Genomic DNA, 23,919 nt, shown 5'->3' with positions numbered 1-23,919 from the left:
TCCGGAAACCGGGTGCTTTTAGGTGATTTCCCACCATATCCGAGGAGAGCCGCGCCCGATGAGCGACGTCAAACCCGATCCCATTGACAGCCTGACACGCCATGCGCCGTTTTCCGGCTTGCCGCATGTGTTGCGCAGTGCGTTGGCCCCCAAGCTGGCACGGGTGGTTCTGGAGCAGGGTGTTGTGCTTTTTGAGAAGGGCGCGCCGCTGGCGGGGCTTTACGTGGTCGAGACTGGCGGGCTCGATATCGAAACGGGGCATGCCGATCTGGTGTCGCATCGTGGGCCGGGCGACATCATGGGCGAGCGCGGCCTTTTGCGTGATGGCAATGCGCTGCTGACGGCACGGGCGGCGGAACCCTCGGAGTTGGTCGTCGTGCCGCGCGAGGCGTTTCTGGACCTGATGGAGCAGTCGGATGAGATCGCACGCTGGTTCGCGCGGGCACGGCCCACGGCGCAGGGCGATGACGGCCCTTATGCCACGGGTCTGACGGCGCTACAGGTGTCGGATCTGATGACCGCGACGCCGATCACCTGCACCCCCGACGCCACGGTCAAGGATGTGGCGCGGCTGATGCGGGACAATGTGATTTCGTCGGTCGTGGTGATGGAGGGCGCGCGTCTGGCGGGCATCATCACCGTGCGCGATCTGGCCAATAAGGTGCTGGCCGAAGGGCTGGGCGGGGACATCCGCGTGGCGCAGGTGATGACGCCGGACCCGGTGACGATTGAGCCGGGGCGGCTGGGCCTTGATGCGTTGATGCTGTTGTCGGAACTCAAGGTCAATCACCTGCCGGTGGCGCAGGGTGGGCGGGTGCTGGGCATGATCGGCAAAACCGATTTGTTCCGCCAACAGGCCGCAACGGCAAGCCATATGGTCGCCGATATTGCCAGCGCTGACACAGCCGAAGACATGGCGCATGTCATGGAGCGGGTGCCGATGCTGTTGGTACAACTGGTACAGGCCGGGGTGCGGCCACAGTCGATCACGCGGCGGATTACCGATATCACCGATGCGATCACCCGGCGTTTGCTGAGGCTGGCAGAGCAGCCGCTTGGCCCGGCCCCGGTGCCCTACCTTTGGGCGGCCTGCGGCAGTCAGGGGCGGCGCGAGCAGACGGGGGTGAGTGATCAGGACAATTGCCTGATCATCGACGACAGTGTCCTGCCCGAGCATGATGCCTATTTCGCCGCGCTGGCCAAATATGTCAGCGACGGGCTGAACACCTGCGGATTTTTCTATTGCCCCGGCGATATGATGGCAACCAATCCGCGCTGGCGGCAGCCGCGACGGGTTTGGCGGAGCTATTTCGCACGCTGGATCGCGCAGCCGGATACAGAAGCGCAGATGCTGGCCTCGGTCATGTTCGACCTGCGGGCGATTGCGGGAGAGAATGCGCTGTTTGACGATTTGCAGGCCGAAGTGCTGGCAAGTGCGCGCAAGAATTCGATCTTTGTCGCGCACATGGTGTCTAATTCGCTAAAGCATACGGTGCCCTTGGGCCTTTTGCGCGGATTTGCCCTGATCCGGTCGGGCGAGCATAAGAACACGATTGACCTTAAACATTCGGGCGTGGTGCCGGTGGTTGATCTGGGGCGGATTTACGCGCTCTTGGGATCGCTTGAGGTGGCGGGCACGCGCGAGCGGATCACGGGGGCACGGGCGGGGGCAGTGATTTCCGAGAGCGGTGCGCGCGATTTGCTGGATGCCTATGACCTGATCGCGGAAACGCGGTTGCGGCATCAGGCGGCGCGCATCCGCGCGGGGCGCAGCCCGGACAATTTCATGGCCCCCGCCGATCTATCGGACCTTGAGCGCAATCACTTGCGAGATGCGTTCATGGTGGTCAAGACCATGCAATCGGCCATTGCACAATCCAGAGGAGCACCGGGATAACTTATGTTTTTTGAATTGATCGCCACTTTCGCCGTTGGCATCGCCGCCGCCGGTCTGGCCCTAGTTGCGGGGCATCTGAGCCGGGGCCGGTTGCCGCGGTATTCCGCGCCGATCTTGGCGGGTATTGCGATGCTCTGCTATGCGATCTGGTCGGAATACACTTGGGCGGATCGCACGCTGAGCACCTTGCCAGAGAGTGTCGAAGTGGTGAGCGCTGTAGAAGAAGCAAGGTTCTGGAAGCCTTGGACCTATGTGGTGCCGCAGGTCACGCGGATGATGGTGCTGGACCGGGCCGGGGTTCAGACCAACCCGACGGTGCCGGAAATCCTGTTGGCGGATATCTATCTCTTTGGCCGTTGGGCCGTGCCGGTCAAGCGCCCGCAACTGGTGGATTGCGCCAAGGCGGCGCGCGCCGATGTAAGCGAGGCGGCGCTGGCCGATCCATCGCAGGCCGAGTGGCTGGTCGTTGGGGTGGAGGACCCCGTGATCACGGCACTTTGCCAAAGCTAAGTCAGTCGTAACCGGGAGAGGAGGCCCGTCATGCCTGAAAAAACCGTTCTGCTGGTGGAAGATGAGGACAATATCGCGCTGGCGCTTGAGCATCTGATCGGGCGGGCGGGATACCGGCTTCGGCGGGTGGCCACGGGCAATGCAGCCCTGGAGGCAATGGCCGAGGACCGGCCCGATCTGGTGGTTCTGGATGTGATGCTGCCCGAGCGGTCGGGCTATGAGATCTGCCAGATGATCCGCGCCGATGCCGCCCTCAAAGGGATCAAAGTGCTGATGATGACCGCCGGCGGCGGCGAGGTTGAGCGCCGCAAGGGGCTGGCGGTTGGGGCGGATGCGTTTATGACCAAGCCCTTTGCCACCGCTGATCTGACCGCGCAGATCGGTGAGTTGCTGGCCGGGGCAGATCATGATTGAACGCCTGACAGCGCGTTTGGGCCTCAGGCTCCGGTTCGCGCTGTTTTTTGCTGCTCTTGGGTTGGGGGGCGCGGGGGTAATCGCGGGCGCGCTGTGGTTTGGCTATGCGCGGGCGGGCGGGCCGCTGGATGGCTATGTCATCGGCGGAATGGTTGCGACGCTGGGGGTGATGGGGCTCTCGGCGTGGATCGGTCTTTTGTTTGATGAGAACGTGGCCAAGCCCATTCTCGCGCTCGCCTCGGACCTGACCACGCGGGCGCGGGCCGATGTGGATTTGCAGATCAACGAGACGCAGGCCAAGCATTTGAGCACGCTGGCCCCTGCCGCCAATGCGATCAACGCAGCCCTTTCAGAGGCGCGCGCCGCGCGCGCCCGCGCGGTAGAGCGCGAGACGGCGCGGATTGCCCGCGAAAAGGCGCTGTTCGAGGCGCTGTTTCGTGATCTGGGCGAGGGGGCGGTGGTGGCCACGCCCGACAACCGCGTCATGCTTTATAACCGTATGGCGCAAGAGCTGTTGGGGGAGATTGGTCTTGATCGCCCGCTGTCGAATGTTCTGCGCCCCGAGCCGATCATGGAGGCGCTGTCGCGGATGCAGGATGCGCGGGTGCGCGGGCGCATCGAGGCCGAGACATTCCTTGCGGCCTCTGCGAACGGCAAGCGGTTTCTTTTGGGCCGCGTGAGCCCGATCCTGTCGGATGAGGAACTATCGGGGCATGTGCTTATTTTCCGTGATGCGACCGAGGATCTAAGCGCGCATGCGCAGCAGGATCATCTGTTCAACAGGCTGTTGGAAGGGGTGCGCCGACCTGCGGCCACCATTGGTGCGTTGCTGGATGTGCTGCAATCCGCCGAGGATCTGCCCCCCGAGAGCCGCGCCAAGTTTCGCAAAGGGATCGAGGACGAAGTGGCGCGGCTGTTTGAGTGTCTCCGCGAGATGGGCGCGCGGCATGCCGGGATTAAATCCCGAAGCTGGCCGATGTCGCCGGTTGCTGCGGCGCATGTTTTCGACGGCCTGAGCGTGCAGGCGCCTGTGCCGCTAGGGGTGGTGCGAAGCGAGGCGATGCTGAGTTGCGATGGCTTTGCCGTGACCACGCTTTTGGGCGGCATCCTTGGGCATCTCGCAGAGGAGGGCACGCGCGAGGGATTCAGCCTGAGTGCCGAGCCGGACGGCGCGGAAACGTGCCTGATCCTGAGTTGGCAGGGTGAGGCGGTGACGGATGGGCAATTGACCGGCTGGCTTAAGGCGCCACTGTCCACCGCCTATGGGGATTATTCGGGCCGTGATGCGCTGAGCGCGCATCAGACCGATGTCTGGGCCGAGGCGGGGGCAGGCGGGCATCGCATCGTGCTGCCTTTGGCCACCGCTGCGCCACCGCTGGAGCCGGGGGATGCGCGGCCCGAGTTTTATGATTTCAACCTGCCTGAGGTGGCAAGCGGGGAATTGGCCAACCGGCCCCTGTCTGACCTGAGTTTCGTGGTGTTTGACACCGAAACCACCGGCCTTTCGCCACGGGGCGGGGATGAGATCGTGCAGATTGCCGGGCTGCGTATCGTCAACGGGCGCATTCTGCGCGGCGAGAGTTTCGATATGCTGGTCAATCCGGGCCGCCCGATTCCGCCCACCTCGACGCGGGTGCATCATATCAGCGATGATATGGTACAGGACGCGCCGGATATCATCGAGGCTGGGCGGCGGTTTCATGATTTTTGCCAAGGGGCGGTTTTGGTCGCGCATAACGCGCCGTTCGATCTGGCGTTTCTGCGGCTCAAGGAAAAGGTGATCGGGCGGCGGTTCGACAATCCGGTGCTGTGCACAGTGCTGATGTCGGCGGGGCTGTTCGACCATAGCGGGCAGCATACGCTGGATGCGCTTTGCGAGAGGTTCGGGATCACCATCCCGCCTGAGGCGCGGCATACGGCGATGGGCGATACGGTTGCCACGGCTGAGGTCTTTGTGCGGATGCTGGGCCTGTTGCAGGCCAAGGGTGTCACCACGCTGGGGGGCGCTATTGCCGAAGAGGGGCGGATGACCAAGATTCGCAAGGCGCAGAATTACTGAAGCCCGCAGGCCTGAGGCATTTTTGCGCCCGCCTCTTGGCAATCCCGCCCCCCTGACCGATATGGGACCTATGGGACACAAGATTGCGACCTGTTCATATTGCGGCACGCGTGCGGTTCTGGTGTTGGACCGGGCCCGGCATGAGCTGGCCTGTTCGAGTTGTGGCGCGCCGCTGCATGAGATGAAGGCGATGCCCACGCGCGAGACTGGGGCTGTGCGGCCCAAAGCGCGACCGATGCCGCTGCCCCGGCAGGACTATGGGCCAGAGCGGCAGGTGCCGCCCCCTGCCCGCAAAGTGAAGCGGCGCAAGGGGTTTGGGCGGCGGATGCTTGAGGAAATCTGGGACACGGTCGAGGATATATTCGACTGACGCGAAGGCTGCGCCGGGCGCTCACATGCAGTCACAGGTATATTACAATCCCTTTATATTCTTAGAATCGGACCTACGTTTGTCCCAGAGGCTTCGATACGGAACATCGTTGCCTTCTATCACTGTCCCTCGTTCCGCGACTGGCGCCCAAGTTGATAACTTGGGCGCTTTTTTCTGGGCGCAATCCGTGTTTGATAGGGCCATGAGCGAAAATTACAGCGATTCCCATCTGCGCGACATCCTGACACGCACCCGGCGTGTCGCGGTTATTGGCGTGTCCATGAACCCGGTGCGCCCGAGTTATTATGTGGCGCGCTATCTCAGCCTTAAGAAATACGCGGTGGTGCCGGTCAATCCGGGCCATGCCGGGGAGGTTCTGTTTGGACAGACGGTTGTGGCGGGCTTGCGCGATATTGAAGGTCCGGTCGATATGATCGACATTTTCCGCCGATCCGAGCATGTCGGGCCCATCGTGGAAGAGGCGCTGGAGGTTTTGCCGGGGTTACGCACGGTCTGGATGCAGATCGGGGTTGAGAATGCAGAAGCGGCCGAAATGGCGCGGGCGCGCGGCGTTGACGTGGTGATGAACCGCTGCCCCAAGATCGAGTATCAGCGCCTGTTCGGTGAGCTGCGCATGGGCGGGTTCAACACGGGCGTGATTTCGTCCAAGCTGTGAGCCGCATCAATTGCCGCCCAAGAGGCGCAGCGGCATCAGGCGTTCTTGGACCAGACGCACGACGATGGGCACGACCAACAGGATCATCAGGACCGTTCCCGCAATCCGAAGTGCGCGGCGGCGGCGCTCGTGCCGCAGGCGCACCACGGGGATGGTGACGACCGGCGTGATCTCAAGCTCTTTTTCCAATTGGGCGGCGCTGCGGATCGCCGGATTGAGAAGTTCGAGTGTGATGACAAGCGCCAAGCCCAAGACAAGGCTGGCCAGTGCCCCCGCGATCGCCAGTTTCTTGCGGCTGGCCGAGACCGGGAATTGCGGCGGAATGGCCGTTTCCAGAATTTCAAAGCGTTCCTGTTGCTGGCGCGATTCCAGCACGCTGGCCATTTCCGCCTCGACCCGGCTGGTGGTGATCGTGCTCAATTGGTCCTGCAATTGCGTTAGATCACGGGTGAGCGCGCCCAATTCCCGCTCGACGCGGGGGGCGGCGGCAAGGGCGGCCTCGTTCTGGGCGATGCGGGCCGAGACCAGCGCGCGCTGATCCGTCAATTGACCGATCTGACGGGCAAACACCTCTTGCCGCTGACGGGTGGATTCGGTTTCCAACGAGATGATCTGCTGGTCAAGGTCGAGCAGGGTTTCGTTCAGGGTGCGCAATTCTTCGCGTACCGGCGTGATGCTGGAGGGCAGCGATGCGCCGTTGGCGCGTTTGAAATCGGCGATCACGCCTTCGACTTCGGCGATCTGGGCGCTGACGCGGGCCTCTTCGGCGCTAAAGAAATCGAGCGTTTCGCGCACGAGGTCCATGCGCCGCTCGCGGTTCTGGGTGATCACGGTTTCAACGAAATCATTGGCCACCTCGGCGGCCTTGACCGGATCGTTGAGATTGACCGTCACGCTGAGACCGGAAGGCGCGGTTGCCGGGCCCATGCCGGGAATGCCAACGGTAATCGGCGTGATCCGGGCGGAAATGCGCAGTTGATGCACCTTTTCGGCAAGCGGCATATTCGGGACATTGGCAAAGAGGCCATGCCGCTCGATCACTTTGACCAGATTGTCACGCGCCATCAGGCGCTGCTCGATCAGTTGCAGGCGGTGGTTGGCATCGGTGGCGATGGTCTGCCCGGTCAGATCGCGGCCCACTTGTGGCGATTCGATCTGGATGACGGCGGTGGCCTGAAATACCTTGGGCTGGTTGAGGGCGATGATGACCGAGAGGATCGCGCCCACCACACCCACAAGCGCGATAAGCCACAGCCTGCGGCGCAGGAGCCGCATCACATCGGGCATGGATTGAATCGCGCTCATGGCTTGCCTATCGGTGTCGTTTCAAGGTCATCAACTTGGTCGCTGACAACAAAAAGCCGCTCGGGATGTTTCATGCTGACGGAAGGGCCCGCGCAGGCGGGCTACCATCCTATCAGCCGAATGCCCCCAAACGGCCCTGACAGATTTAGGTCTCAACTTGGCCACAATCTAGCAATCGTGCCACAATTTCGCCACAGGTTATTTGTCGAGCTTTGGAAACACTGTGTTCAGAGGCGGGGCAGCGTGACGAGGGCCGCTAGCATATCGCCGGCTTGCAGGCTGTGGCCGGCAAAGCGCGTGGCGCGGGCGAAGGGGGGGCAAGCGATCTGGAGTTGGGCGGAAAAGCGGTGCGATCCGTCAAAGGTGATTTCGAGGTCGTCGAAGGACAGCAGCCTGCGGCTTTGGGCATATTGCGCCTTGTAGGTGGCCTCTTTGGCGCAAAAGAGGCGGCGGGAGAGGAGGCCGCTGTGGTCTTGGGCCAATGCTGCACGCTCGGTAGGGGTGCAGATCGTGGTCAGGATATCCTCGGGCAGGGGCAAGGCGGGTTCAAGATCAAGGCCAAGCCCGGCCCAATGCTCGGTCAGGCCCACCAAGGCCAGACAGGCTCTGGCGCTATGGCTGATTGTGCCAGTCACGCCCTGAGGCCAGAGCGGCGCGCGGTCCGGGGCCATGGCAATTGCGGTCGGCGGAAGGCCGAGTATCGCCATCGCGGCGCGTGCGGCACGCCTGCCTGCCGCGAATTCACGGCGGCGTGCGGGCACCGCGCGGGCGATGGCGGCGGTCTCGATAGGCCAGAGGCCGGTTGCCTCGGCCGCCGGATCGCAGGCGGCCAGTGCCAGCCCTTTGGGCAAAAGCGGGCGAAGCGCCGATATCAGCGCCTCGCTCACCCGTGCCGGGCCGCGCGCATGGCGCGGCGGCGGGCCATCGCATCGGCCCGCGCATCGGCCCGACCGGGGGCCGGGGCCGGAGCGGGGGCATTGGCGGGTGTTGGGGCCACGTCGCCCCGCAATTCCGCCACACGTGCGGCCAGAGTGGCGAGTTTCGGGCAGCGGAAGATATCGGTGATGCTGAGCCGGTCAACCGCCAGCGTGCTGCGGATTTCGCGATGCGCCTGCACCGCCAAGAGCGAATGACCGCCCAGATCAAAGAAACTGTCCTGCGCGCCGATCTCGGACACGCCCAAGATCCGCGCCCAGATCGCCGCGATATCACGCTCTATCGTATTGGCAGGCGTGACCGGCTTGGGGGCGGCGGCGGGGCGGGGGGCCTTCACTTGCGTTTCCGGCGCTGGCAGCGCTTTGCGGTCCACCTTGCGGTTGGGGGTGAGGGGGAAGTGATCGAGCAGCATGACATGTGCCGGGATCATGTGGGCGGGCAGATGCGTGGCCAGATGCGCGCGCGCGGCGTCGGGTGTGATGGTGCCGCGCAGATAGGCGACAAGGCGCATGTCGCCGGGGGTATCCTCGCGCGCCAGCACCACCGCTTGTGCGACACCTGCGCAGCCCTCGAGTGCGGCCTCGATCTCGCCCAGTTCAATGCGGTAGCCGCGCAGTTTCACCTGCGCATCGGCACGCCCGATGAAATCGAGCCGCCCATCGGCGCGCCAGCGCACCAGATCACCGGTGCCATAGATGCGCCCGCCCGTGCGAAACGGATCGGGGCGAAAGCGGTCTGCTGTCAGATCGTCGCGCCCGAGATAGCCGCGCGTGACGCCATCACCGCCAATCCAGAGCTCTCCGGCTATGCCGACGGGCACTGGCTGCATCTCGGTATCCAGAACATACGCCTGCGTATTGGAAATGGGCGTGCCGATGGGACAAGGGCCGGGTGTGTCTTCGGCGGGGCCGGTGGTGGACCAGATGGTGGTTTCGGTGGGGCCATACATATTCTCGATGCGCGCGCGCGTGACTTGACGCAACTCTTGCACCAGAGAGCCGGGCAGCGCCTCGCCGCCCAGCATCAGATACCGCAGCCGCCCGAGGGCGTGGCGGGATTCGTCATTCATGGCGATCATGCGCGCCATGGACGGTGTGCATTGCAGATGCGTGACACCGTGGCGCAGGATTTGTGCGGCGATGGAAAAGTCATCGGGCGCGATGGCCCCCACGCGGTTCGAGCGTTCCAGCACGCGGGCGAGCGGGCGCAGCCCATCAAGCACCTGCCGCGCGGGAATGCCATAGTCGATGAGGCAGGCCACCTCATCCACGCCAATGCGTTTCAATCCCTCGACGCGCGCGACGCAATCCTCGACAGTGCCAAAAAGGCCGGACTCCTCGAAATAGCGCTCGAAGGCGAAATCGAGGATGCCGTCGAGTTCCTCTTCGCTGAGCGACCCGAGGTCCAATTCAAACGGGTTGCTCACACCCTGGGGGCGTTTGAAGGCGGGAAAGGCCCAAGCGTATTGTTTGATGAGGGCGGCGGCGGAGCGCAGATAATCCTTCATCGGTTCGCGCGCCACGCGCCGCGCCTCGTCGCGGGTTTCGGCCACATAGCTATGCAGCATCAAGGTCACGGTAAAGGCATCCGGATCATGGCCCGCCTCGCGCAGGGCGTTGCGGTAGAGCGTGATCTTGCCCGCCACCTCGTCAATGGATTGGCCCAAGAGATGCGTTAGCACATTGGCCCCATGTGCGCCTGCTTCGCGCCATGTTTCGGGGTTGCCGGCGGTTGTCACCCAGACGGGCAGCACCTTGGACACCGGGCGCGGTTGCGTCACCACGGCGTGCAGCGTGCCATCGGCGCGGGGGAATTCCACCGCCTCGCCGCGCCAGAGGCGGCGCAGATCGCGGATCGCCTCGAACATCGCGGGCTTGTTGTTGGGCGGGGTATTTTGCGGGCGCAGGATGAAATCATCAGGGTGCCAGCCGCTTGCAATCGCCAGCCCGGCGCGCCCGTTGGTGAGGTTGTCGATCACCGCCCATTCTTCGGCAATGCGGGCAGGATGGTGGAGCGGGGCCACGCAACTGCCCGCGCGCACGGCGATGTTCTGCGTAACGGCAGCGACGGCTGCGCCGGTTACCGAGGGGTTTGGATAGGGGCCGCCAAAGGCGTGGAAATGTCGCTCGGGTGTCCAGACCGCGCAAAAGCCGTGGGTATCGGCGAATTGCGCGCCCTCGAGCAGGGATTTGTATTTGTCGCGCCCGGAACCATCGTCATTGCCCCAATAGTAAAGGCTGAATTGCATCCCCCGGTCAGAGGTGGCGAGCTGCCCCGACGAGACCAATGCGCGGCTTTCCTCGCCGCTGAGGATCACGGTGTAGCCGCGCGCGAGGGTGTAGAAGAGTTCGAGCACGGAAATGTCGAAATTGAGGCTGGTCACCGCAAGCCAGACGGCACCCGGTTCTGCCGGGATACGGGTATCCATCCCGGCAAAGAAATTGGCGACGTTGCGATGCGTGACCATGACGCCCTTGGGGCGGCCCGTCGAGCCGGAGGTATAGATCACATAGGCCAGATCGTCGGGGCCTGCGCCGCCGTCAAGCTCTGTGTCGGGCGCGTCGCTAAGGCGTGTGTCGATGTCGAGCGTGAGGGTCTGCGCCGTTGGCGGCAGGGTATGGGCCACGTCAGAACGGGTGACGACCACGCGTGCGCCACTGTCGCTGAGGTAGAGGGCCAGACGTTCGGCGGGATAGGCCGGGTCCATCGGCACATAGGCCCCGCCCGCCTTCCAAATGGCCAAGGCGGTGGCCAACATATCGGCCGAGCGCGGCAGGCAAAGGCCCACCAACACGCCGGGGCCAACGCCCATCTGGCGCAGCACATGGGCGATGCGGTTGGCGCGGGTGTCTAGGGCTGCGTAGGTGAGGGTTTCGGCCTCGAACACCACGGCGCGGGCCTGAGGCGTCTTGGTGATCTGGGTGGCGATCAGGCGGTGCAGGGGGCGGGCGTCATAGGGGGTGTCGGTGCGGTTCCACGCCTCTGTGACCAGCTTGCGCTCGGTCTCGGGCATGGGGGCGCGGTCGCCATGGGCAAGCGCCTCGAGCCGCCGTGCCAGCAGATCGGCCATGGCGGGCGAGAGCCGCGCTGCGTCATAGGTGAGCGTGGGGGTGTCAGAGAGGTCGATGGTCAGCGCCGTGCCAGGGATAAGGCCGCGCCCCGCGAGACGCAGGCCGATATGCGGGGTTTGTGCGGCGTCAAGCGCCGGGTCCCGGGCAAAAAGATCAAGCGCGAAGGCCCCGCGCGCCTCGGCCTCTGCGACGGCGTGGGGCAGGTCTGTTATGGCGTGGGGCAGGTCTGCTATTGCCACTGGCACCCAAGGGCAGACATGGCCCGGCCGGGCTGCGGCCTCGACCGCCGCACCTGCATAGGCGATATGCGTGGCCTCTGCGCCGCCCAAGCGCGCGGCCCAGAGGCCGATGGCCTCGAACGCATCGGCGGGCAGATTAAGCGGGCGGCGTTCTTCTGCGCCTGCACCGTTGCCCAAGGGCAGGGTGACGGGACGCATCGCGCGCAAAGCGCTGCGCCAATAGCCATCTTGCGGCGCAAGTTCTGTCAAAAAGCCGGTGACGGCATCGGTGGTCAGCACGGATCCCACGGCGATCTCGGTAAGATCGACCGCGCCACCCTCTGGCCCGGTCAGCGCGCTGAGCCGCAGCGCGCCCGAAGCGGTGGCAACGGTCAGGCGTGTGGCCTCGACGCTGAGAACCAGCCCCGGTGTGCCGCTGCCCGGCACGACCTCGGCCCGGCCCACGAGAAGCACGCGGCCGCCCGCAATGATCCGCGTCTTGTTGAGCGGGTTGGCATAGCCGCCGTGATCAAGCGCGCGCACCAGCCGCGCCAAGGATTCGGCGGGTTGGGTGAAATCGAGGCAGAGCCCCTCGGGGCGCTGATCGCGGGCGAAATAGCTGCGCGCGCTGAGGTCCTGGGTCTGTGCCGTCACGGCGCCCTGTTCGAGGGCGGTGATCACATCGGGAAAGCTGTCGAGCGCTGCGGCATAGCATTTCGCGTTGAGGGTAAAGGCGGTTTCATCCCCGGCGATGTCGACCATGCGCTGTGTCAGAATGCGCCCCTCGTCTACCCCGCCCTCGATCAGGTGCCAGGTGATGCCATGCTGCGCCTCGGCGTTCAGAATGGCCCAGACCGGCGCATTGAGACCGGCGTAGCGCGGCAGTGGGCCATCGTGGAAATTGACCGCGCCGCCTGTGGCGCGCGCCAGCACAGTTTGCGGCAGAAGATCGAGATTGGCGATAGACAAGAGCCAGTCACAGCGTAGATCGCCCAAGCGCTCGGCCAGCCCCGGACCGGGGGGCACGATGCGCAGCCCCTTGGCCTCGGCCCAAGCCGCCACATCCGCGTGGCGGGTGATCACCGCCGCGATGCCATGCCCACGCGCGAGCCAAGCCGTGCCACAGTGCAGGGCAAGGGATTCGTTGCCGATCAAGAGGGCCTGCATCATGGCTTGATCCTTTTTGGTCTGTTCAGCGCCGCGCCAAGATCGCCCAGCACCAGATCGCGCAGGAAATGTGGCGGGCTGCCTGCGCCCTTGCGGCGCAGAAGCCGCCAGAGCGCGCCAAGCCCGGCCCCCAGCACATGCGCCAGCGTGACAAGGGCGAGATAGGCGGCGCCGTGGTTCTTGGTGAAATAATAGCGGCGTGAGGCGAACCAATAGGCGGGCACGCGGCCCCATCCCTTCATGCCGGTACTGACCGAGCCGATATGTTCGACCCGGCTGTCGGCGACGAAATCGGTGCGCCAGCCCGCGCGCGCGGCGCGCAGGCATAGGTCGGTTTCCTCGAAATAGAGAAAGAACCGCTCGTCAAAGCCGCCAATCTCGTCCAGCACCTGTTGGCGGATCATCAGGCTGGCCCCGGCCAGCCAATCGACGGTTTGCGTGGTCTGGGGCACGGACAGGGGCACGGTGTGATTGCGCAAAAGGCGGCTGAAGGGGCCGATCCGCGCCGCCCCTTCGAATTCGCCCAAGATCGAGGGAAAGCGAAAGCAGGTGACATGCGCCGCGCCATCGGGGCCGTGGATATAGCTGCCCGCAAGGCCGGTTTTGGGATGGGTTTCCAGATGGTCGAGCAAGGCGGCGATCGCATCCGGGGCGGGAAAGGCATCGGAATTGAGGATATAGACGTAATCAGGCTGGGTGCCGTCGCTGAGACCGGCGCGCATGCCTGCGTTATTGCCTGCGCCAAAGCCGCCGTTATGCCCGGATTGCACCACGCGCACGCGGTCCCAATCGGCTGTGGCACCCTGCATCGTTTCGAACGAGCCATCGCCGGAATTGTTGTCGACCAGCACGATTTCGCCGGCAATGCCCTGCATGGCGCGCAGAGCGGCCCCTGCCGCCTTGAGGCTCATGTCGGGTGTGCGCCAGTTGAGCACGATTGTAAGGACGCGGGGGGCAGTCATTCCGCGGCTTCCCGGTGATCGGGGGCGGCGGGTAGGGATTCGGCTGCCGCGATCACCCGGCGCAGGCGCGCGGCCAGCACGCGCACATTGGGTTCAAGCACCATGGAGTCATGCGTTCCGGGCACCTCTGTCACCTGCACCTGTGGGGCAAAGCCGGACCAGTCATTGTCAGGCAGAACATAAGCGCGCTCGCTGCTGACCCACCGCCCGTCCGAGACCTGCCATTTGCCCACCAGCGGCGGGCGGAAGAGATGCAGCGCGCCCGCCCATGGCCGCACCTGATATTTCGCGATGGCGCGGTAAAAGGCGGCTTCGATGGCGCTGTCGTGGAAGTGATGCGCGTCGGTTTCTGACGCGGGTTTGGGGCGGCGTTTCGTGATTTCCCACGCCAGCCTGCGCGCCGCCCAACGCAGCGGATAAAGCGGGCCGCCAGCCTTGAGTTCCTGCCCTTGGATCATCAGCCGGTCGCGGCGCGAGAGGGGGCGGCGCTGTGGCAGCGGCGTATCGAGCATGACAATGAGTGCCACCTCTTCACCCGCCGCGTGCAGTTGCTGCGCCATTTCATAGGCGGTGATGCCACCGCCAGAGAAGCCACCCAAGAGATAGGGGCCGTGCGGCTGTATCTGCCGGAGTTCGGCGATCATGTCGGCTGCGGCCTCGGTCAGATCGTCATGCGGGGCCGCCCCGCCATAAAGGCCGCGTGCCTGAAGGCCGTAGAAGGGCCGATCCTCGCCCAAGAGATGGGCCAGATGCCGCAGGTTCAGCACATTGCCGAACATGCCCGCGACAAGGAAGAAGGGGGTTTTCGGCCCGCCTTCGCCCCGGTGCATCGGCACCAGATGGGTAAAGCGGCGCTGCGGGTGCTGTGGTGCGGGCGCGTCTTGCCCGGCCTCTTGCGGGCCGATCTGCGCCTCGATGAGGGCGGCACAGGCGCGGATTGTGGGGGCCTCGAACAGGATCGAGATGGGAAGATCGACGCGATAGGCCTTTCGGATCATGCCAAAGAGGCGGACGGCAATCAGGGAATGCCCGCCAAGGTCAAAGAAGGAATCCTCGGCGCCGACCTGTTCCAGCCCCAGAAGGTCAGACCAGAAGCCTGCCAGCCGGGTCTCAATCTCGCCCTCGGGGGCGGTGAAATCACTGTCGAGATCGGGGCGTTCAAAGCGTTGACCGGCGGTGTCGGGGCCTTCTGCGCCCGCCTCGGCCTGCGCGATAAGCGCGGGCAGGTCGAGCGAAGAGATGAGGATTTGCGGCGCGGGTTGCGCCAAGGCACGGCGAAAGGCCTCGGCCCCGTCGGCAGGGCGGATCCCCTCGCGCAGATTATGGCGCAGGCGCTCTTCGGCGGGGCTTGTCGGTGCGCTCTCGGTCTGGCCTTCGAACCGGACGTTGCTGGCGCGCGGGGCGGTGAGGGTTAGCCCGCCCGCCTGTTTGCGGATGGCAAAATCAGTGATCTCGATCAGCACCCGGCCCGTGGCATCGCAAAGCGTGATGTCAAAGCGCGCGGTTTCGTCGCGTGCGCTGTTTTGGGCGGCGTTGCGGACATGAGACCAGACCTCGGCCCCCAAGGGGGCGTGGACGCGTAGCGCGCCATAGGACATGGGCACCCAGAGGTCTGCCCCGTCATAGCCCGCAATCAGCCCCATGGCCCAGCCTGTCGCGATATCCATCAGCGCGGGGTGCAGGAGATAACCCGTCGCCAGATCGCGTTGGGCGCTCTCGGGCAGGTGCAGATGTGCCAGCCCTTCGCCGTGTCCTAGCCCCATGGCACGCAGCACGCGCCAGCGTGGGCCGAACTCAAGATGCACCTCTTGCGGGGCTGGGAGGGCTGTATCGCCTGCCTCTTGCCAGGTTTCCATACGACTGCGTATGGACGCGATGTCCAACGTTGTGGGCGGTTTCAAGGGAAGCAGGCTCAGCCCCGCCTCGGCCAGTGTGACCCATCCTTGCCGCCCGGCCTGTGCATGATCGCCCTCGATCCGGGCGGCATAGCCGGTGTCGTTACGGGTGAGGGTGAGGCGCATGTCGCGGCTGCCACCCTCGGGCATGTCGAAGGCGCGCAGGAACCACAGATCGTGGATTTCAAACGGGCCATCCTCGCCCTGCGCCCTCAGCGCCTCGGCGAGCAATTCCAGATAGCCGGTGCCGGGCAAGAGCGCCTGACCGGATTTGGTGCGGTGCTGATCGAACAGCCAAAGCCCGGCGTCATAGCGGGCGTGCAGCACCCGGTTTCCTGTTGCATCATGGCTGGCCTCATGCACCAAGGGGGCCGCAACCGGCAGGCGCGGGGCGGCGATGGTCTCGCCACGTTGCTGGGCCACCGCTTCGGCGGCCATGCCCACCTCGGACCAGATACCCCAGTTAAGGGCAATCACGCGGGTTTTGTCGCCGGCGCGGCTCCGGGCATAGGCGTTGAGATAGGCGTTGGCCGCGACGTAATCCACCTGTCCCGCCGGGGCGGTCGCGGTGGAGGAGGAGGAAAATAGCACCAGCCAGTCGAGTGTGCCGTCTGGAAACACCTCGTCCAACACCTGCGTGCCGTGGATTTTCGGCGTGAACACATCCTCGATTGTGTCGGGGCTTTTGCTTAGGAGGGGGGCATCCTTGATCACGCCAGCGGCATGGATCACGCCATTCAGCGTGCCAAAACGCGCCTCGATTTCGGCGCGGGCGGCGTGCATATCCTCGATATTGCTGACATCGCCTGCCACGACCATGACTTGACCGCCCAAGCCTTCTAGCCGCTCGACCGCAGCGATGCGGCGGGCCAGCGGATCGCCTGCACCGCGCGTGGCCAGTGTGCGCGGCCAGTCGGCGCGGGGCGGTAGCGGGCTGCGCGCCATGAGCGCGATTTTGGCGGCGGACTGTGTGATGAGATCTTCGGCCAAGGTGAGGCCGATGCCGCCAAAGCCGCCGGTAATGAGAACCGTCTGGCCCTGTGCCAAAGGGGTTTGAGGGGGTAGCAGGGGGGCCGCGCGCCAGCCCGCCTCATAGCGGCGCGCGCCGCGCAGCGCCGCCACATGGCTGCGCGGCGGCTGCATCAGATCCTCGATCACCTGCGTCACCAGCGCCGCGTCGGTCCCGCGCGCAGGCAGCGCCAGATCAAGGCTTGCCGCTGTCACCCCCGGCAATTCGCGCGGGATCACCTGGAGCGGCCCCATCAGCGTGGCCTTGGCCGGATCGCGCAATCCCTCGTCGCGGACCTGCGCCGCGCCATTGCTGATCGCCGTGATATGCAACGGGGTCGAGAGCCCCTCATCCGCCATGGCCTGTGCCAGAAAGAGCAGGCTGTAGAAGCCCTGTTCCTGCACGCGGTGGAAAAAGCTTGATCCGGGGCGGTGGCGGGCGTCTTGGGTGACAAGCCAGAAATGTGCGATGCGATTGGGCGCGCGCCCCTCGGCCATCAGCGCGCGGATCAGCGCGTCATAGCCTTCGCGCCCGCGTTCCGGCGAAAGGGCGTAGCGGCCCGGTGCGAGTGCGGCAAAGGCATCGCCCGTCGTAACATACGTTACCGTATGTTTTGCGGCCTCCAACCGTTTGCCGACGGCGGCGGCAAGCCCGGTGTCATCCTCGAAGATCAGCCATGTCTCGGGCGGGAATGCGGCCAGATCGGCATCGCTGGCAATTTCGACCTCGGCCAGATGCGGGCGCCAATGGGGCAGATAGCCCCAATCGGTCAGGTTCTCGCGGCGCGTGGGCCAGGTGTCTTGCTCGGGTTCGCGCGCCTTGCCGGGGGCGATGAAATAGGGTTTGTGCTGAAAGGCGTAAGAGGGCAGCGGCACACGGCTGCGCCGCGCCTCGCCCCAGATCTGATCCCAGTCGATTTCGACGCCCACCGCCCACATCCGCGCCAGCATCGCCATGAAATAGGCATCGTCGGCAATGTTGTCGTCGGGGTGACGCAGGGTGCCGATGACCTGATTGGCGCTGATCGCGCCATGCGCTTGGGCGAGGGAGCTTAGCGCCTTGCCCGGCCCTACCTCGAGAAACACGTGTTTGCCGCCCTCGGCCAGACGCCCCAGACCATCCGCGAAATACACCGTGTTGCGCAGGTGGGCGACCCAATAGGCCGGGTCTGTCGCCTCGGCCGCTGTGAGGTAATCGCCGGTGCGGTTGGACAGGATCGGGATTTGGGGTGCGTGCAGGGGGATGGAGTGCAGGTAGTCGCCAAAGCGGCCCAGGATCGGTTCCAGCATGCGCGAATGCGCGGCGATGTCGATGGGAATGCGGGTGGTTTCGATCCCGTCCCCAGCCAGACGTGCGGCCAGATCATCCAGCGCCGCCTGTGGGCCAGAGGCCACGCTGAGGCCCGGCGCATTGACGGCGGCGATGTCGAGTGCCTCGCCCAGATAGGGGCGCAGCGCCTCGGCCCCGAGCGGCACGCTGAGCAATCCGCCCTTGGGGATAGTGTCAAACAACTGCCCGCGCAGATGCACCAGCCCGATGCAATCCTCAAAGCTGAGCACGCCCGCGAGACAGGCGGCGGTATTCTCGCCCATGGAATGCCCGATCAGGGCGGCGGGGGTTACGCCCCAGCTTTGCCAAAGCTGCGCCAGCGCGTATTCGGTGATCATGATCAGCGGCAATTGTACCGAGGGCTGTTTCAGCCGTTCGGCGGCGGAGGCCATATCGGCGGGCGCAGGCAGCCAGAGCGCGCGGATGTCGTAATCGAGTTTGGGTTGCAGCACCTCAAGGCCGCGATCCATCCATTCGGCAAAGACCGGCTCGGTCTCGTAGAGGTCGCGCGCCATGCCGGCATATTGCGCGCCGCCGCCGGGAAACATGAACACGACATCGGGGGCATTGAGCGCCTCATGGGTGAAGACGCGGCGTGGATCGCCCTTTTCCAGCAGGGTTGCGGCCTCGTCATGGCTGCTTGCCACGACCACGCGGCGGCGTTCAAAGGCGCGGCGACCTTGCTTGAGCGTCCAGGCGATATCGGCCAGGTCCTGTTCGGGATGGGCGCGCAGATGTGCGGCAAGGCGGGCAGAGTTTTCCTCCAGCGCTGCTTTGGAGCGGGCAGAGATCACCAGCGGCTGAAACGGCCAATCGCTGGCCTCGGGGGCTGCGCGCGCGGGCGGTTCCTCCAGAACCACATGCGCGTTGGTGCCGCCCACGCCCAGTGAATTCACGCCCGCGCGGCGGGGGTGGTCGCGGCGTGGCCAAGCGCTGAGGCGGTCATTGACCGCAAAGGGGCTGCCGTCAAAGGCAATCGCGGGGTTGGGGGCCTCATAGCCCAAGGAGGGCGGCATTTGCCCGTGATAGACCGCGAGCGTCGCCTTGATGAGGCTGGCCACACCCGCCGCCGTATCCAAATGGCCGATGTTGGTTTTGACGCTGCCGATGCGGCAGAAATCGACCGCTTGGGTGGTTTCGCGGAACGCTTGGGTGAGGGCGGCGACCTCGATCGGATCGCCCAGATAGGTGCCGGTGCCGTGGCATTCGACGTAATCGACGGTATCCGCTGTGATGCCTGCCACGGCCTGCGCCTCGGCCACGGCGGCGGCCTGACCGTCGACCGACGGGGCGAGATAGCCTGCCTTGGCTGCGCCGTCATTATTGACGGCAGAGCCCTTGATCACGCCCCAGATGTGATCGCCATCCGCCAGCGCATCCGCGAGCCGCCGCAGCACCACGACGCCTGCACCAGAGCCGAACACCGTGCCCTGCGCGCGGTGGTCAAAGGCGTGGCATTCGCCGTCGGGCGACAGGATCTCGCCCTCTTTGTAAAGATAGCCGCGCCCCTGCGGCATCTCGATGGTGACACCGCCCGCGAGCGCCATGTCACATTCGCCATTGAGCAGCGATTGCGCCGCCACATGCACCGCGACAAGCGAGGTGGAGCAGGCGGTTTGCAGCCCGAGCGATGGCCCCTTGAGATCAAGAATATGGCTGAGCCGGGTGGTCAGGAAATCCTTGTCATTGCCGGTGTGACGCAACAGGAACATGCCGACATCGTCGACCAGATCGCGGTTGGAACAGAGGTTGAAATAGAAATAGCTGCCCATGCCGCAGCCCGCGAAAACGCCGATGGCGCCGGGGAAATGCTCGGGCGGGTGACCGGCATCCTCGAGCGCCTCCCATGCCACCTCCAGAAACCGTCTGTGCTGAGGGTCAAGGATCGCGGCCTCTTTGGGGCCAAAGCCGAAGAACTCGGCATCGAACATCTCGAATCCGTCAAGGGGGGCGGCGAAGGGCACGTAATCGGGGCGGCGGAGGGTCTGCGCGCCCTCACCTGCGGCCAGCAACTCGGCCTCGGTCATGCGGCGGATCGCGCGATGCCCGGCGCAGAGGTTTTGCCAATACTCCGCCACGTTCCGCGCCCCCGGCAGGTGCGCGGCCATGCCGACAATGGCAATCTCGGTGCCGTCGGGCGACGGTTGGGTCATGTCATCCGCCATCAAATCCACTGCTCAAATCATATCGGGTGCAGCATCGCCAGACAATGCGACTGTTTTGCGGCAGGCCCTTGGCGATAATGGTGTTTTCGCCCCTACCAGCCCGATAGCTGCGCCAGATCAGTGAGGGCTGCGCCATTGAGCCAAAGCGCCAATGCCGCCAGCCCCAGCCCTAGCGCTGTCATGGCGGCGTCATGGACCGGATCCCAGGCCCGCATGTGCCGCGCGAGCCAGATCACCACCGGATAAGCCAGCACCATCGCCGCACCATAGCCCAAGAGCGCGCCCATGAGGCCGCCCCATTCGAGACCCAGCAAGAGCGCCAGAATCATCGCCGCCGCCTTGGCCAGCGTCAGGATGAAAAAGCGCCGCGAATCCCCCGCCGCAAGCGAGGCCTGATCATAGGTCATCACGATGATCTGCGGCAGTTGCATGAGCGCCATCAGCACCACCACCGCGCCCGCCATGGCATAGCGGTCGTCATACATGATCCCGATCAGCCAGACGCCAAGGAGGGCAAACCCGGCCGACAGCGCCATCAGTCCGCCCGTCACTGCAAAGCGCATGCGCCGCAGCTTGGCGAAATTGGCGGCGCTCTCTTGGGGGGGGAGTTCGCGGTAGATCGGAATAAGTAGCCGCCATGTCAGCATATGGCCCAAGAGCATCGGAAAGGAGGCGAGGAAAAAGCCGATATTATAGACGCCGAACACATCAAAGCTGAGGTATTTGCCCAAGATCAGCTTGTCCGCCTGATTGAACAGAAATCCGCAGATGGTGCTGAGGAAAATCCATTTGCCAAAGCGGATGAGTTCCGAGGCGGCCAGCCGTTCCCAGCCCATGCGGTTGCCAGCCCCCGGCAGGAAGAGCCAGAAAAGCACCAGCGCCACGCCCGCGCTGAGCACGCCCGACACCACCAGCGCCCAGACCGAGTGCCACCACCACGCCAGCGCCACCGCCGCCACGATGCCGGTGATCTGAACGGCGAATTCGATGGCGGTGACCCGGCCCCAACGCAGATGCCGTTTGGCGGTATCAAGCGCGGTAGGGTTGAACCCGGTGATCAGGAGCGACAGCCCGGCCACTGGCAAAAGCTGCATCAAGAGCGGTTCGTCATAGATCACCGCCACCGGCCACGCCAAGGCACAGGCCACCAGCCAGAGGCCCACGCCACGCAGCACCTGAATGGTCCATGCCGTGTTGAGAAAGGCGGGATCGTCGCCGCGTTTGCTCTGCATGATGGCGGGGCTGACGCCCACGTCAGAGAATTGCATAAGGCCTTGGATGATGACCGAGACAATGGCCATCAGGCCGAAGGCTTCGGGGAAGAGAAGGCGGGCAAGGATCAGGTTCGACGCCAGTCGCAGCACCTGCGCGCCGCCAAATCCCGCGACGGTCAGCGCAGAGGAGCGTAGAGCGCGTGCCAAAAGCCCGTCACCCGTGAATATCGCCTTGACCTGCTGCATTTGCCCCCTCTGCCTTTTGGGTGTTTCTTGTCCGAGATTTGCGGCCATTTGACGACCTTTGATTGAAATCTCGGGGATTTATCGCCCGCGCGCCCAATCCGTGCCGCCCCGCCGTGCGCGAACGGCCAAGGCCACGGCGACGTAAGCGAGAAAGCCCAGAGGCGCGCGCAGCGCGGCGCGCAGCACCCATCCCGGCCCACTTGGCCGGGTGTCGTCATGGGCGAGGAGCGCCGGGTAGCGCTGTGCAATCTCGGCCACGCCCGCATCCTGTCTGCGCCGCACGCGCACCAGTGCGCCGAACCCCTCGACAAGGGGCCAGTCATAGCGCGCGGGCACCGCATGGCGTTCGCGGGGGGTGAATTGCAGGCGGGCAAAGGTGTCGTCCGAGATGATCCCCGGCCAATCGCCCCACCTTGCGCGGCCTGCGCGGTTCATCGCGAAAAGGCCGCAACCCGGCACGCCGAAGTGAAAAAAGGGCACTTGGCGATAGAAATTGGCATAGAGGCGGCTGAAGCGGTTTGTGGGGGCGGGGATGACCACCTGACCGCTTGCATAGCGTGGTTCGGGGCGGTCGAGGGCCTTGGCGATCTGGCGCAGGAGCGGGGGCGAGACCATCACATCGGCATCAAGATAGGCCAGCACCGCGCCCCGCGCCACGGCCTCGCCCGCGCTGAGCGCGCCGGGTTTGCCGCCCTGCGGCAGGTCGAGCAGGGTGAGGGACCAGTCGCGCGCTGCTGCGCGGCAGGCCTCGGCCTCGGCCAGGGTGGTATCGCGGCAGCCATTGGCGACCACGATCACCTCGGCCCCGCCCGGCACCGGGTCTGAGGCAAAGAGGGCGCGTAGGCAGGCGCCGATCATGCCCGCCTCGTCATGGGCGGGGATGATGACGCTGAGCCGGGGTGCGGTTTTGCCTGTCAACAAAGGGTTTCCAAATCCATCGCCCGCGAGTCTGTGCTGAGCCTGCGCGGCATGCTAGAGCTTATCCGACAAAGCGGCGGCAAGCGGAACCGAAAATGCCTGAACCGATCAATCTTGGCTATCTTGTGCCTCAGTTTCCGGGGCAGACGCATATTTTCTTTTGGCGCGAGATTGCGGATCTGGAGCGGTTGGGGTGTGTGCCGCATTTATTTAGCACGCGGCCGCCGCCGCCCGGACTTGTCTCGCATGACTGGTCAGACGCTGCGATTGCGCGCACCACCTATCTGGGGCGGCCCACGCCCGGTCACGCGCTTGCGGGTCTCTTGCGCGCGCCGTGGTCTGCGATCCTGCGCGAAGGGCAGGGGGGCGAATTCCTTAAGGATGTGCTGATCTGCCTGCCTGCGGCGCGGGCGTTGAGTGCGGCGTGTCGCGCGCGGGGGATTGGCCATGTGCATGCCCATTCCTGCGGGCGTGCCGCGCTCATCTGTGCGCTGGCGCGGCTGATGGGGGGGCCAAGCTATAGCCTGACGCTGCATGGGGCGCTGTCGGATTATGGCCCCGGTCAGGGGTTCAAGTGGCGGCATGCCGGCTTTGCCACGATCATCACCCACAAGCTGATGGCTGAAATGCGCGAGGTCATCGGCCCTGACCTGCCTGCGGATGTGATGGTGCAGCCAATGGGCGTGGATACCGAAGATTTCAAGCGTGACACGCCCTATGAACCGCCACGCCCCGGCGCGCCTTTGCGGATTTTTTCCTGTGGGCGATTGCACCGGGTCAAAGGGCATCAGGATTTGCTGAGCGCCGTGCGACTGTTGCTGGATCGCGGGATTGACGTGCAGTTGGATATTGCGGGCGAGGATGACGCGGGCGGCACGGGCTATCGCGCCGAATTGCAGGCGCATCTGGAGGCGCTCGATCTGGGGGTGCATGCCCGCCTGCTTGGGGCGATCAGCGGGCCAGAGGTGCGGCGGCACCTTTTGGCGGCGGATGTGTTTGCGCTGGCCAGTTGGCACGAACCACTGGGCGTGGCCTATATGGAGGCGATGGCCTGCGGCGTGCCGACGATTGGCACGGATGCTGGCGGCGTGCGCGAATTGATCGATTCGGGCGAGAGTGGCCTATTGGTGCCACCCAAAGCGCCGGAGGTGCTGGCCGATGCGATTGCGGCACTGGCCGCTGATCCAGGCCTCTGCGCGCGCCTGTCAGAGGCCGGGCGCGCGCGGATTGTGCGCGATTTCCGTTCGTCCAAAGGGGCCGAAACGCTGATCGCGGGCGCGCGCCGGGCCTTGGCGGCTCAGGGGCGGTTTTGACCGCTGTTTGACTCCATCGCGTCAATCCGCGCCTTGAGCGCTTCGTTTTCTTCGCGCGCCTTCTGAGCCATGGCGCGCACAGCGTCGAATTCTTCGCGGGTGACGAAATCGCGGTCGGCAAGCCAGCGGTCAATCAGCGATTTCATCGCGGTTTCGGCCTCTGCCCGCGCGCCTTGGGCCACGCCCATGGCATTGGTCATCAACTGGCTGAGATCGTCGAGTACTTTGTTACGGGTCTGCATCGG

15 protein-coding genes are annotated in these 23,919 nt (G+C 64.9%); 7 read left to right on the top strand and 8 right to left on the bottom strand.

Going from position 1 to position 23,919, the window contains the following annotated elements:
- Window positions 1-58: 58 nt before the first annotated feature.
- From ACLGGT_RS03760 to ACLGGT_RS03735, 6 genes are all read left to right on the top strand, one after another.
- Window positions 59-1,897, top strand: a complete 1,839-nt coding sequence (locus tag ACLGGT_RS03760) for a DUF294 nucleotidyltransferase-like domain-containing protein (RefSeq protein ID WP_437195070.1) — start codon at window positions 59-61, stop codon at window positions 1,895-1,897.
- A 3-nt stretch (window positions 1,898-1,900) separates the two neighbouring features.
- The gene (locus ACLGGT_RS03755; RefSeq protein ID WP_008279340.1) at window positions 1,901-2,407 is read left to right on the top strand and encodes a hypothetical protein; all 507 of its coding nucleotides are present in this window, start codon (window positions 1,901-1,903) and stop codon (window positions 2,405-2,407) included.
- Between the two features lie 30 nt (window positions 2,408-2,437).
- Window positions 2,438-2,821, top strand: a complete 384-nt coding sequence (locus ACLGGT_RS03750; protein ID WP_008279339.1) for a response regulator transcription factor — start codon at window positions 2,438-2,440, stop codon at window positions 2,819-2,821.
- Window positions 2,814-4,880: an exonuclease domain-containing protein gene (locus tag ACLGGT_RS03745; protein ID WP_437195069.1), complete on the top strand. Its 2,067-nt coding sequence runs from the start codon at window positions 2,814-2,816 to the stop codon at window positions 4,878-4,880. Before ACLGGT_RS03750 ends, ACLGGT_RS03745 begins: the two co-directional genes overlap by 8 nt.
- A 70-nt stretch (window positions 4,881-4,950) precedes the next feature.
- Entirely contained in the window at window positions 4,951-5,250 is a 300-nt protein-coding gene (locus ACLGGT_RS03740; protein WP_081507580.1) for a hypothetical protein, read from the top strand.
- A 202-nt stretch (window positions 5,251-5,452) separates the two neighbouring features.
- A complete protein-coding gene (locus ACLGGT_RS03735) occupies window positions 5,453-5,926 on the top strand; it encodes a CoA-binding protein (protein WP_081507581.1) in 474 nt (157 codons plus the stop codon).
- A gap of 6 nt (window positions 5,927-5,932) precedes the next feature.
- On the opposite strand, the gene ACLGGT_RS03730 is transcribed toward ACLGGT_RS03735, so the two are convergent.
- The 7 genes from ACLGGT_RS03730 to ACLGGT_RS03700 form a co-directional block, all read right to left on the bottom strand.
- Window positions 5,933-7,231, bottom strand: coding sequence for a Wzz/FepE/Etk N-terminal domain-containing protein (locus ACLGGT_RS03730; protein WP_219435658.1), 1,299 nt, complete (start codon window positions 7,229-7,231; stop codon window positions 5,933-5,935).
- A 227-nt stretch (window positions 7,232-7,458) separates the two neighbouring features.
- Window positions 7,459-8,118 carry a 4'-phosphopantetheinyl transferase family protein gene (locus ACLGGT_RS03725; protein WP_437195068.1) on the bottom strand — a complete coding sequence of 220 codons (660 nt, stop codon included), beginning with the start codon at window positions 8,116-8,118 and terminating at the stop codon, window positions 7,459-7,461.
- Entirely contained in the window at window positions 8,115-12,626 is a 4,512-nt protein-coding gene (locus ACLGGT_RS03720; RefSeq protein ID WP_437195067.1) for a MupA/Atu3671 family FMN-dependent luciferase-like monooxygenase, read from the bottom strand. Before ACLGGT_RS03720 ends, ACLGGT_RS03725 begins: the two co-directional genes overlap by 4 nt.
- Window positions 12,623-13,585: a glycosyltransferase gene (locus tag ACLGGT_RS03715; protein WP_437195066.1), complete on the bottom strand. Its 963-nt coding sequence runs from the start codon at window positions 13,583-13,585 to the stop codon at window positions 12,623-12,625. The genes ACLGGT_RS03720 and ACLGGT_RS03715 overlap by 4 nt, the downstream gene beginning before the upstream one ends.
- Window positions 13,582-19,971: a type I polyketide synthase gene (locus ACLGGT_RS03710; protein ID WP_437195065.1), complete on the bottom strand. Its 6,390-nt coding sequence runs from the start codon at window positions 19,969-19,971 to the stop codon at window positions 13,582-13,584. The genes ACLGGT_RS03715 and ACLGGT_RS03710 overlap by 4 nt, the downstream gene beginning before the upstream one ends.
- Before the next feature lie 104 nt (window positions 19,972-20,075).
- Window positions 20,076-21,443: an oligosaccharide flippase family protein gene (locus ACLGGT_RS03705; protein WP_437195064.1), complete on the bottom strand. Its 1,368-nt coding sequence runs from the start codon at window positions 21,441-21,443 to the stop codon at window positions 20,076-20,078.
- Between the two features lie 78 nt (window positions 21,444-21,521).
- A complete protein-coding gene (locus ACLGGT_RS03700) occupies window positions 21,522-22,364 on the bottom strand; it encodes a glycosyltransferase family 2 protein (RefSeq protein WP_219435663.1) in 843 nt (280 codons plus the stop codon).
- Window positions 22,365-22,456: 92 nt separating this feature from the next.
- Between ACLGGT_RS03700 and epsE the strand changes: the two genes are divergently transcribed.
- Window positions 22,457-23,674 (top strand): exopolysaccharide biosynthesis GT4 family glycosyltransferase EpsE, encoded by a 1,218-nt coding sequence (epsE, locus tag ACLGGT_RS03695; RefSeq protein WP_219435664.1) that lies wholly within the window; start codon window positions 22,457-22,459, stop codon window positions 23,672-23,674.
- Here the strand turns inward: epsE and ACLGGT_RS03690 are convergent.
- Window positions 23,659-23,916, bottom strand: a complete 258-nt coding sequence (locus ACLGGT_RS03690; protein WP_008279327.1) for an accessory factor UbiK family protein — start codon at window positions 23,914-23,916, stop codon at window positions 23,659-23,661. The two genes, epsE and ACLGGT_RS03690, sit on opposite strands and share 16 nt — an antisense overlap.
- Window positions 23,917-23,919 lie beyond the last annotated feature (3 nt).

Source organism: Roseovarius sp. MS2 (genome assembly GCF_051447875.1).
GTDB classification, from domain to species: Bacteria; Pseudomonadota; Alphaproteobacteria; order Rhodobacterales; family Rhodobacteraceae; genus Roseovarius; species Roseovarius mucosus_A.
Note: the sequence above shows the minus strand (reverse complement) of the source record. Positions and strands in the feature narration are given on the sequence as shown.